General features: G+C 66.5%; 10 protein-coding genes. All 10 read left to right on the top strand.

The genetic code is table 11. The features are described from left to right. Positions 1–57: 57 nt before the first annotated feature. The 10 genes from ggt (at position 58) to H7C19_RS32885 (ending at position 11698) form a co-directional block, all read left to right on the top strand. The gene (gene ggt / locus H7C19_RS32930; RefSeq protein ID WP_185673328.1) at positions 58–1653 is read left to right on the top strand and encodes a gamma-glutamyltransferase; all 1596 of its coding nucleotides are present in this window, start codon (positions 58–60) and stop codon (positions 1651–1653) included. Positions 1654–1696: 43 nt separating this feature from the next. Next, the gene (locus H7C19_RS32925; RefSeq protein ID WP_185673327.1) at positions 1697–3124 is read left to right on the top strand and encodes an 8-oxoguanine deaminase; all 1428 of its coding nucleotides are present in this window, start codon (positions 1697–1699) and stop codon (positions 3122–3124) included. A gap of 44 nt (positions 3125–3168) precedes the next feature. Then, on the top strand, positions 3169–4026 hold the full coding sequence (locus tag H7C19_RS32920) for a C45 family peptidase (protein WP_185673326.1): 858 nt from the start codon (positions 3169–3171) through the stop codon (positions 4024–4026). Next, on the top strand, positions 4023–4760 hold the full coding sequence (locus H7C19_RS32915; RefSeq protein WP_185673325.1) for an SDR family NAD(P)-dependent oxidoreductase: 738 nt from the start codon (positions 4023–4025) through the stop codon (positions 4758–4760). The genes H7C19_RS32920 and H7C19_RS32915 overlap by 4 nt, the downstream gene beginning before the upstream one ends. Before the next feature lie 26 nt (positions 4761–4786). Further along, positions 4787–6124, top strand: coding sequence for an amidohydrolase (locus H7C19_RS32910; RefSeq protein WP_185673324.1), 1338 nt, complete (start codon positions 4787–4789; stop codon positions 6122–6124). A gap of 108 nt (positions 6125–6232) precedes the next feature. Next, positions 6233–7441, top strand: coding sequence for an aromatic ring-hydroxylating oxygenase subunit alpha (locus H7C19_RS32905; protein WP_185673323.1), 1209 nt, complete (start codon positions 6233–6235; stop codon positions 7439–7441). A 5-nt stretch (positions 7442–7446) separates the two neighbouring features. Continuing rightward, positions 7447–8262 carry an alpha/beta fold hydrolase gene (locus H7C19_RS32900; RefSeq protein WP_185673322.1) on the top strand — a complete coding sequence of 272 codons (816 nt, stop codon included), beginning with the start codon at positions 7447–7449 and terminating at the stop codon, positions 8260–8262. A gap of 66 nt (positions 8263–8328) precedes the next feature. Then, positions 8329–9687 (top strand): RidA family protein, encoded by a 1359-nt coding sequence (locus H7C19_RS32895; protein ID WP_185673321.1) that lies wholly within the window; start codon positions 8329–8331, stop codon positions 9685–9687. 5 nt (positions 9688–9692) lie between these two features. After that, complete coding sequence (locus tag H7C19_RS32890) at positions 9693–10415, top strand: maleate cis-trans isomerase family protein (protein WP_185673320.1); 723 nt, start codon at positions 9693–9695, stop codon at positions 10413–10415. A 29-nt stretch (positions 10416–10444) separates the two neighbouring features. Next, positions 10445–11698 carry an amidohydrolase family protein gene (locus H7C19_RS32885; RefSeq protein WP_185673319.1) on the top strand — a complete coding sequence of 418 codons (1254 nt, stop codon included), beginning with the start codon at positions 10445–10447 and terminating at the stop codon, positions 11696–11698. Positions 11699–11771 lie beyond the last annotated feature (73 nt).

The following is an 11771-nucleotide window of genomic DNA, read 5'->3' as shown; positions in this document are numbered from 1 at the left end:
TCTAGAATGGAACCAATCGGATCTATTCCAATACCGAAGGCCGAGGGAGGGAGTCGTATGTTCAATCTGATGCCCCGAGTCCATCGTGCGATGGTCGCGACCCCCCATTACTTGGCCAGCGCCGTCGGGAGTCAAATCCTCCAGCAAGGCGGCGGCGCGTACGATGCGGCCGTGGCGATCAGCGCCGCGCTCGGGGTCGTCTATCCGCATATGACCGGACTCGGCGGCGATGCTTTTTTTCTGGCGTACGACGCCAAGACCCGACGAATCGAAGGCTATAACGGAAGCGGTCGCGCCGCCGCGGCGGCTACCCCGGCGCACTTCGCCGCCTTGGGCGCGGACGCCATTCCCTACCGCGGCGCGCTGGCCGCCTTGACGGTGCCCGGCATGGCGGACGCTTGGTGGCACGCGTGGCGGCGGGGCGGCAAGCTGGCTTGGGCGGAGCTGCTCGCCCCGGCGATCCGCTACGCGGAAGAGGGCTTCCCGGTCTCCCGCAATCTGCGGAATTGGATCGTCCGGGATCGCGACGTGCTGTCCGCCGACGCGCGGATGGCCGCCGTCTATCTGCCGAACGGGCAGGTGCCGCGGGAGGGAGAGCGGCTCGTGCAGTCCGCGCTGGCGGAGAGCCTTAAGCTGCTGCAGCTTGAAGGGCGTTCCGCTTTTTACGAGGGGGAGCTGATGCGGGAACTGACGCGCGCTTCCGAACGGGACGGCGGGCTGCTGCGGGAGGAAGACTTCCGGCGGCATCGCGGAGAGTGGGTCGCGCCGATCTCCGCTAGCTACCGCGGCTATGATCTGTACCAGATGCCGCCCAACTCGCAAGGGTTCGCGGCGCTGCTCATGATGAACATGCTGGAGCATACCGAGCTCGCCGGCATCCCCCGGCACTCGCCGGCGTTCTACCATCTCGTGACCGAAGTGGTGAAGCTCGCGTTCGCCGAACGGGACCGCTACTTGACGGACCCGGCGTTCCGCCAGATCCCGCTGGAGATGCTGCTCTCCAAGCCGTTCGCGAAGCGGCTGTTCGAACGCATCTCGCTGCAGCCGCCGAAGGCGGAGACCTTCCTGTCCCAGGCGATGGGCCAGGATACGGCATACGCGGCGGTCGTGGACGAGGAAGGCAACGCCGTCTCGTTCATCCAGAGCTTGTACTTCGACTTCGGTGCCGCCTGCATGGGCGGCGATACCGGCATCATTCTGCAGAACCGGGGCTCGTTCTTCTCGCTCGATCCCGCTTCGCCGAACGTGCTGGAGCCGCGCAAGCGCTCCTTCCACACGCTCATGCCCGGGATGGTGCTGAAGGACGGCAAGCCGTTCCTCCTCGTCGGCACCCAAGGCGGGGAGGGCCAGCCCCAGACGACGCTGTCGGTGCTGACCGGCGTCCTGGATTACGGACTGACGATCCAGGAAGCGATCGGACTGCCGAGATGGGTATACGGCCGGACGTGGGGCGTCTCCGCGGATACGCTCAAGGTGGAGGGCCGCTGCGGACCGGAGGTGGCGGAGCGGCTCGCCGCCTGGGGGCACCGGGTCGAAGTGCTGCAGGATTGGGACGACGCGACGGGCCAATCGCAAGGGATCCTGATCTCGCCGGACGGCACGATCAGCGGCGCAGCGGACCCTCGCGGGGACGGCAGCGCCGTCGGCTGGTAGCCGGATCGCGGAATCGAGCGAACTAGGGGAGGGGGAGGCCGGCATGGGAACGCTGCTGATCAAAAACGCGAAAAACATCATCACGATGGACGAGGAACGAACGAGATACCCCGGCGGGAGCTTGTACGCCGTGGATCAGCAGATCGTCGCGATCGGCCGGGATCTGCCTTGCGAGACGGCGGACACGGTCATCGACGCGACCGGCAAGATCGTCTATCCGGGCCTGATCAATACGCATCACCACCTCTATCAGAATCTCACGCGGAACATTCCGTTCGTCCAGAAGACGGAGCTATTCGACTGGCTCGTGACGCTATACGATATTTGGCGCCATCTGCGTCCCGAAGACATCTACGTCAGCGCCATGGTCGGACTCGGCGAGCTGTTGAAGAGCGGCTGCACGACGGCGGCGGATCATTTCTACTGCTTCCCGAACGGCGTGTCCGGCGAGCTGATCGACGAGGAGATCCGGGCGGCGGGCGAGCTGGGCATCCGGTTTTTCCCGACGCGCGGCTCGATGTCGCTCGGACGTTCCAAAGGCGGACTGCCGCCGGACGAAGTGTGCCAGAGCGAAGAGACGATCCTGCGCGACTCGAGGCGCCTCATCGAACGGTATCACGACGCCGGGCGGTTCGCGATGCTGCGGGTCGGGGTCGCGCCTTGCTCGCCGTTCTCGATCACGGCGGATCTCTTGCGGGAATCCGCCAGCCTCGCGCGCAGCTACGGCGTGAGAATGCACACCCATCTGGCCGAGACGAAGGATGAGGACGACTTCTGCAGGGAGAAGCTCGGCATGCGCCCGCTGCAATTCATGGAGGAGAACGGCTGGGTCGGTCCCGACGTCTGGTACGCGCACGGCATCTACTTCGACGACGGCGAGATCGGAAGGCTGAGCCGTCACGGGTGCGGGGTCGCGCATTGTCCGTGCAGCAACATGAAGATGGGCTCGGGCGTCATGCCGATCGTGAAGATGCTGCAGGCCGGCGTCAAAGTCGGGCTCGGCGTGGACGGCTCGGCCTCCAACGACGGGTCGAACATGCTACAGGAAGTGCGGACCGCGCTTCTGCTGCACAATCTGATGCACGGCACGACGGCGATCGGCGCGGAGGATTGCCTCCGGGTGGCGACGAGGGGCTCGGTGCGCGTGCTCGGATGGGAAGACGACATCGGCTCGCTAGAAGTCGGCAAGGCCGCGGACTTGTTCCTGATCGATTCGCGCCAGCTTGCCTATGCCGGAGCGCTGCACGACGAGGCGACGCTGCCCGTGCTGACCGGTCTCTCGCAGAACGTCGACATGACGATCGTCGGCGGCAAGGTCGTCGTGAAGGAAGGGCGTCTCGTCGGCATCGACGAAGAAAAGGTGGCGGTCGCGGCGCAAGCGGCCTCTAATCGGCTGCTGAACGAAGCGGCGCTGCGGACGAAGATCGACTACGGCCGCATGCGCAGCGAGAACCGCTATCCGAATTTCTAATCGCCGCCGGCGCGGCCAAGCGCAGGCAGAGGAGGTTGACCGGAATGTGTACGATCGGAGCCGTGGTCTGCCGGGACGAGGCGGACGAGTGGCGGGTGCTGGGCTTCAAAAATTCGGATTCGCCTCCGGTCGGATTTTGGCACGGCCGGACCGGCAGCGAGGGCGGATACAGCTCGCTCGCCTACGGCATTCTGCCGCAGACGGGCGTGAACGCGGGGGTGAACGAGCAAGGCTTGCTGTTGATCAGCAGCTACTTCGGCTGCACGGACCCGGAGGACCGCGGCGGGAAAGCCGACAGTTACTGGACGGGAGACCTGCGGGGGACCGTTCAAGCCGAAGCGCTCGCGCGGTGCGAATCGGCGGACGAGGCGTTGGCGCTCATGCAAGAGCGGTACGCGTCGGCCGAGGCGATCACCGTCGGCGGCAGCCACATCCTCGCGGACCGTACCGGCCGGCTGCTCGCTTTCGAGCATCTGGGACGCGCCGCCGCGAGCCAGGATGCTTCCGGGCAAGGCTGGATCGCCCGCAGCAATCAGGCGTTCGGCATCTGCGAAGCTTCCCAGCGCCAGCTGAGCGAGCCGATCCGCGCGGATCGGTCGCTTCGGCTCGCGAGAGCGGAGGAAGCGCTGAAGCCGATCGCGGGCCGGCGGCTGGAGCGGGAAGCGGCGATCGGCGCGCTGAAGTCGCTGTTGTCGTCCCATCGGGGCGAATCCGGCGAGGCGCCGGGCAGCGTATGCGCGCACGGCGTCGTGCTCGGCCGCTCGAACGCGGCGCTGCCGCACGTGACGCTCAGCGGTCTCATTTGGGACGCGACGGCGGGCGAGATGCACTATACGCTCGGCCGGCCGTGCGCGTCCGACTGGCATCGGATCGGCTTCGGGGCGGGAGGCTTGCGGACATGACGGACTGGCAAGGCAAAAAAGTATTGATCGCAGGAGGCGCATCCGGCATCGGCGCGGCGACGGCGGAGGCCTATCGGCGCGCGGGCGCCGTCACGGCGGTGTTCGATATCGCTTATGCGGCGGACACGATCGCGGAGGACCGCATCGAGCTAGCCGTCGACTTGGCCGACGCGGCCGCGGTCGAGGCCGCGTTCGAACGGCTGTGGGCGCATTGGGATGCGCTAGACGTCCTCGTGAACAACGCGGGCGTCGAGCTCGTCGCTTCGCTCGAAGAGACGAGCGAGGCGGCGTGGGACCGCGTGATGAACGTGAATCTCAAGAGCATGTTTCTCTGCTGCAAAGCGGCGCTGCCCAGACTCAAAGCGTCCGGGGGGAACATCGTCAACACCGCTTCCCAGTTGGCGTTCGTAGGCGCGGCTTCGTTCACGGCTTATACCGCTTCGAAGGCGGCGGTCGTCAACTTCACCCGCAGCCTGGCGCTGGAGACGGCGGCCGCGGGCGTACGCGTGAACTGCGTATGTCCGGGGGCGATCGATACCCCGCTGCTGAGACGCCAATTCACAGGCCGGCTCGGCCCGCAAGGGTCGCTGGACGATCTCGTGGGCATGCACCCGCTCGGCCGGCTCGGCCGCCCGGAGGAGATCGCCGCCTGCATCCTGTTCCTGAGCGGCGGCGCGGCCTCCTTCGTGACGGGCAGCGCGATGCTGGCGGACGGCGGCTATACGATTCATTAAGAGATAACGAAGGAGCGTGACGTTGCATGTCATCCGGCTTGCTGATCGCGAGAGCGACGATCTTGACGGTTAACGCGGACGACGAAGTCATCGACGAAGGCGCGATCCTGATCGAGCGCGGGCGAATCGCGGACATCGGACCTTCGGCGGCGCTCGAAGCCCGGTACCCGAACGCCGAACGGCTCGATGCTGCCGGGCACGCGGTGCTGCCGGGTCTCGTGAACCTGCACCTGCATTCCGGCCTGATCCGGGGGACGGCGGAGGATCTGCCCGTCTTCGAATGGCTGACCAAGTACGTCGACCCGAAGCACCGGGCGCTGACGGACGAGCTCGCGCACGCGGCAGCGCGTCTCAGCTATACGGAGGCGATCCTGTCCGGCACGACGTGCGTGATGGACATGTACCGCTTCATGCACCGGTGCGCGGACGCGGCCGACGAGTTGGGCTTGCGCGCGACGCTGGCTCCCTACGTGGTCGACAAACCCGGCATGGATTACTTCGAATCGCTGGACAAAAACGTCCGGCTCGTGCAGGAGCGCAACAACACCTCGAACGGACGGATCCAGGTCTGGTTCGCGCTCGAGCATCTCGCCTACTGCACCGAAGGGGCGTACCGGCAGGCGGCCGCGCTCGCCGAGAAGTACGACACCGGCATCCATACCCACGGCGAAGAGTCGATCGAGATGGCCAGACGCCTGAAGGCGGAGACGGGGCGGTGGCCGGTCGAGCTGTTCTACGACAGGGGGATTCTCGGGCCGCGCACGGTGCTCGCGCATTGCGTCTGGCTCCGGGACGAGGAGATGGAGCTGCTCGCGCGGACCGGCACGTCGGTCGCCCACTGCCCGGTCAGCAACTTGAAGCTGGCATCCGGCATCGCGCCGGTCAAGGAGCTGCTGGATCTGGGCGTCACGGTCGGGATCGGCACCGACGGCGTCAAGGAGAACAACAACCTCGACATGCTGGAGGAGCTGAAGTTCGTTCCGCTCCTGCAGAAGGCGAGGCTGCTCGACGCAACCGTCATCAAGGCCGAGCGGGCGCTGCGGATGGCGACCATCGACGGCGCGAAAGCGCTCGGGCTGGATCGCGAGATCGGATCGCTCGAGATCGGGAAGAAGGCCGACCTCATCGCCGTCGACTTCCGCAAGCATCATTTGACTCCCGTCATCGGCGGCCGATATCACAACGTCGTGAGCAACCTCGTCTATTCGGCTTCGGGCGCGGACGTGAACCACGTCGTCATCGACGGCCGCGTCGTCATGCGCGACCGCCGGCTGCTGTCGGCGGACGCCGAAGAGATCCGCCAGTCCGCGCAGGCGGCGGCCGAGCGGCTGTTCGCGCTGCGCGAGCCTTTCATTCCCGTCTAACGGATGCGAGGAAGCGAATGCAGGCGATTGTCTTCGCGCCGGTTTGCCGCGCAACTCCGTTTGTCAGTCGTCCGTTTGTTCGCATCGACCATCCAAGGAGGAACCGCGATGAGCTATAAGGTCACCGAAGACGTCATGGAAGTGCTGTCGCAGCTGGGCCCGTCTCTGATCGAATCCAAGGAGGCGCGGTCCATGCCCGCGGAGTGCTACACGTCGCCGTCCTTCTTCGAATTCGAGAAGGAGGCGGTGTTCGCCCGCAGCTGGCTGTGCGTCGGCCGTCAAGAGCAGGTGCCGAATCCCGGCGATTACTACACGATATCCGTCAACGACGATCCCCTCATCGTGACGCGGGACAAGGCGATGAACATTCGCGTCATCTCCGCCGTATGCCAGCACCGCGGCCATCTGGTTGCGGAAGGCGCCGGCAATTGCAAAAATTTCCGCTGTCCGCTGCATTGGTGGACCTATGGGCTGGACGGCGATCTGATCTCCGCGCCGGAGATGATCCGCATCGAGCCGTTCGATATTTTGCGCCACGACCACAGCCTACCAAGCCTGAAGGCGGAGATCTGGAACGGGTTCATCTTCTGCCACTTCGATCCCGACGCGGCGCCGCTCGCGCCTACGCTCTCCAAGCTCGACGAGGAGATGACCAACTACCGGATCGGCGATCTCGTCTCGATGCCGTTCGTGGACATCGAAGGCGATTGGAACTGGAAGATCATGATCGAGTCGTCGATCGAGCCCTACCACACCAACTATTTGCACAAAGGCCCGCACGACTTCGCCCCGAGCCAGCTCGCCGGATTCGTGGACTACGAGGACGGGGACGGCCAGATCATGCATCCGACCGGGTTCACGCACATCGACGCGGGCTTCTCCCCGGATATGACGGCCAACTTCCCGCCGATCTCCACGCTGACGCCGGAGCAGCGCCGGCGCATGACGATCGCCGCCGTGCCGCCGATGCTGACGCTCGGCCTAATGCCCGACCAGGTGTTCTGGAACATCATCCTGCCGATGGGGCCCGGCCGCATCCTGTTCCGTTCCGGGCTGCTGTACCCGCCGGAGACCGTCGCGCTGCCGGACTTCGAAGCCCGCTACCGGCAGGCGAACGACAGCATCCAAGAGATCAACGCCCAGGATCTGGCGGCGAACGCTTCTTTGCAGAAGGGGCTGACCTCGCGCTTGTCCCGACGCGGGCGCTACGCCGCGCTGGAGCGGACGCTGCCGCAGCTTAACAAGTGGTTGGCGAAGCGCTATCTCGGCTATCTGGAAGCCTCGGGCATCCCGCTCGAGGTTCCGGCGAAAGGCTGAAGCCGATGGCGATATCCGAAGCGCCGGGTCTCCGCGAGATCTTCGTTCAAGGGCCGTCGGCGCGGCTGCGGCTCCTCGCGAGCGGCAATCCGCAAGGGCGCCCCGTCCTGTTCCTGCACGGCATCACGGAGAACGCCCAGTCGTTCGAGCCGATCCTGCTGGACTTGCCCGCGCATCTGTCCGTCTTCGCCCTCGATCTGCGCGGCCGCGGCCTGTCCGGCAAGCCCGCAAACGGTTACCGGATGGAGAACTATCTGGAGGACCTGCTCGCCGTGTGGAACCGCTTCTCCGGCCATGCCGACCGGCCCGTGCTCGTCGGCCATTCGATGGGCGCCCGCATCGCGGCGGCGTTCGCCGCCCGCTATCCCGCCCTGGTCGAAGGCGTCATGCTCCTCGATCCGCCGCTCAGCGGTCCGGGGCGCCCGGCGTTCCCGCTGCCGCTGACGCGATTCACCGAGCCGAAGCGGGCCATCGACGGCGGCGACTACGACGCGTTCCGCGCCTTCTATACGGCGCCCGGCTTCGACTACGAACGGAAGGCGCTGGAGCTGCAGTCCTGCGCGATGGAGGCGATCGAGCAATCGTACGCCGCGATGAACGCGGAGCCGTTCCACGTCGATTACCGGATGCTGCGGGTGCCGGCGCTCTTGCTGGCCGCGGACCTGGCGCCGTTCATCTCGACGGAAGACGAAGACGAGCTGCGCGCGATGAACCCGGCCGTGGCGATCGTCCGCTTGCCCGACGTCGGTCATGAGATCCACAAGCTGGCGCCCGACCGGCTGTTGAACGAATTGACTTCGTTCCTGGCCGAATTGTCCTAGCGGCGCCGCTGCAGCCCCAGTCGCGCTCGATTCCGGCATGAGCTTATCCCAACGGAGGTGTTCCCCTTGCAAGAAATCCAAGAAATATGGCCGGAAGGCATGCCGCGTCCCGCCATCCCCTACAGCCCGGCCATTCGGGCGGGCGACTGGCTGTTCGTGTCCGGCCAATCCGCTTCGGACCTGGTCGCGGGGCTGGCGCCCGAAGCGGCCGTGCCCGAAGCTTTCCCTTACTATCAGAACGCCATGGAGAAGCAAGCGGGCTATCTCTACGGGCGCGTAGGCGCCATCCTCGCGGCGGCCGGCGCCTCGCCCGAGCAAGTCGTGCGGGTCAATCAATGGTATGCGGCCGAGATGAAGTCCGCGGATTATAAAGTCGGAGATTTGACGGTCAACAACAAACGTTACGTACAGGTGAAGCGCCGCTTCTTCCCGAAGCTGAGCCCGCCGAGCACCGGCATCGGCGTGCGCGGCACGCTGGTGGAAGGCGCGAAGATCGAAGCGGACTTCACGGTCCGGATCGGCGCGGACGGCGAGCTTCCCGCGCCGGTATCGGCGCCCGGGCTGCCGAAGCCGGCGGCGGGCTATTCCGAAGGCGTGCGCCAGGGCCATTGGCTGTTCCTGTCCGGCGATCTCGCCTCGGACTGGAAGGGCAACTGGGGCGGAGCCGGCTATGAGGGCGAAGTGAACGCGCTGGCGCCCGAGGCGAAGACGAACGGGCTGTACTGGGGCGACGAGCCGGTCGCGAAGCAGACGGAATATATTCTCTCGCGGCTCGATCAAGTCGCGCGGGCGGCGGGAACGAGCCTGTCGCTCGCCGTCAAGGCTTATGTCTATCTGGCCGACCCGTCCGATTACGCGGCGTTCGAGGACGTCTGGGCGAAGCGGTTCCCGCACGCGGCGGAGGCGCCGGCCCGCATCCTGGTCCCGAACGTCGAGATCGGGGCGAAGGGCTGCCGCGTCGAGATCGGGATGGACCTGCTGCTGCCGGAAGCCGCGCATCTGCGTGCGCCCGTGACCGGAGGCTGGGCGCCGAAGAGCAAGGAGCCGGCCGCCGTGCGCGCGGACGATCTGGTCTTCTTCAGCGGTCTGATGGCCACCGACCCGGCGGTCGGGCTGGCCGAGGAAGCTTCGCTTGCGCCCGGACTGCCGTATTTCGGCTCCGCCGGCAAGCGGCAGATGGCGTTCATCCTCGAGAAGGCGAAGCGCATCTGCGACGCGGCCGGAATCGGGCTGGCGCAGACCGTCAAAGCGACGCTGTACTTCACTGATCTCAACCTGTATGCGGGCGCGATGGAGGCGTGGGCGGAAGCGTTCCGCGACGGCCACAAGCCGGCCGTCACCGCCGTCGAGATCAACCGGGGGCTGTGGGTGCCGGGCTGCGGCATCCTCGCGGATCTCGTCTTCTACGATCCGCGGGAGGCGTGAGCGGCATGGCGAGAATCGGCATGCTGACGCCGTCGTCGAACACGATCCTGGAGCCCGTCACGGGAAAGCTGCTGAGCGGCATTGCGGGCGTGACCGCCCACTTCTCCCGGATTCGGGTCACGCAGATCGCGCTGGACGACGCCTCGAGCGCCCAATTCGCCGCGGAACCGATGCTCGGCGCGGCGGGCCTCCTGGCGGACGCGCGCGTCGACGCGATCGTCTGGAACGGCACCTCCGGCAGCTGGCTCGGCCTGGATCGCGACCGCGAGCTGTGCCGCCTCCTCCGGGAGGCGACCGGCATGCCGGCGACCACGTCCGCGCTGGCGATGACGGCCGCGTATGAGGCGCTGGGCGCGAAGCGCATCGCCCTGGTCACGCCGTATACGGCGGACGTGAATGCGCGAATCGCCGAAGGCTACGGCCGGGCGGGGCTGACGGTCCCCTTGCGCCTCGCGAGCGGGCTATCCGCGAACGAAGCGTTCGCGAACGTGCCGGCCGAAGCGATCGCCGGCATGATCGCGCGGGCGGCGGAGACGCCGGGCGTCGACGCGGTCGCCGTCGTCTGCACGAACTTCGGCGCCGCCGGGCTGGCCGCGGATGCGGAGCGCCGCTACGGCGTGCCCGTGCTGGACTCGGTCTCCGTGACCGCGTGGCAGGCGCTGCGTCTGCTCGGCATCGACGGCCGGCCGCTCGCGGCCGAATGGGGCCGAATCTTCGAAATCGTCTGAAGCCGTAACGGCGGAAAGGGAGGAACGCTGTGGACACACTCATCCGAGAGGCGTTCGATCCGTATGCGGGCGAACGCGTCGACGTCGGCGTACGCGACGGCGTCATCGCTTTCGTCCGTCCGAGCGCGGGCGGGAGCGGCGACGCATCGCGGGAAGCGGGGGAGACGGTCGACGCCCGCGGCTGGCTGCTGATCCCGGGATTGACGGAGACGCATATCCATCTGGACAAGGCGTTCCTCGCTTCGCGTCTGCCCCGCGCCGCGTCGGACGTCAAGGACGCCATCGCGATGACGGCGGCGCTGAAGTCGGGCTATACCGTCGCGGATATCGCGGAAAGGTCCGGCAGAGCGCTGGACCGGGCGGCGCGGTTCGGCGTGACGCGGATGCGGGCGCACGTCGAGATCGATCCGGTGCTGGGCTTGACCGGCTGGGAGGCGGCGCTGGCGCTTCGGGAAGCGCGGGCGGGGGAGATCGATCTCCAACTGGTGGCCTTCCCCCAGGAAGGCATCCACCAGGCGCCCGGTACGGCCGCGCTCCTCGAAGAAGCGGCGAGGCGCGGCGCGGACGCCGTCGGCGGGGTGCCCTACAACGACAAGGACGCTATGGCGCATCTGGAATACGTGTTCCGGCTGGCGGCTTCGGCGGGGCTCCCCGTCGATCTGCATCTGGACTTCTCGGACGACCCGGAGCAGCTCGCGATTCTGGACGTGATCGCGCTGACCGAGCGATACGGAATGCAGGGGCGCGTCGCGGTCGGGCATCTGACGTCGCTCGGTTCGGTTCCGCCCGATCGGGCGCGGCTCATCGCCGCGGGTATCGCTGCGGCGGGCATCAGCGTGTTCGCGCTGCCTGCGACCGATCTGTATCTGAACGGCAGAGGTGATGCGTACCGGCACCGGAGAGGGTTGACCGCCGTCGGCATTCTGCTGGAGGAAGGCGCGAACGTCTGCGTCGGGACGAACAACCTGCGCAACGCCTTCACTCCTTTCGGGACGGGAGATCCGCTCGATATGGCGCTGCTGCTGGCGCAGACGGCATACCTGGGGTCCGAAGCGGACGCGATGCGGCTGCTGGGCATGTGCACGGGGCGCGCCGCCGAAGCGTTGGGCGTCTCCGATCCCGGCATTCGTCCGGGCGCGCCGGCGAACATGCTGCTCGTGCGGGCGGACGGCGTGCAGGATTTGATCTACGACCGGCCGCGGGAGCGCGTATTGTGGCGGAAGGGAAAACGGGTGGCCGAGACAAGCTTGTGTAGTCAAATCTTTCGTCCTCTCAACGGTTGATCATGAGATCAGCCGTTTTTCCATATGATTTCTTGATAAACGTCTTATTTCATGTAATAAAACATAACATTAA

It is taken from the genome of Cohnella nanjingensis, from assembly GCF_014212125.1.
Taxonomy (GTDB): Bacteria; Bacillota; Bacilli; order Paenibacillales; family Paenibacillaceae; genus Cohnella; species Cohnella nanjingensis.
Note: the sequence above shows the minus strand (reverse complement) of the source record. Positions and strands in the feature narration are given on the sequence as shown.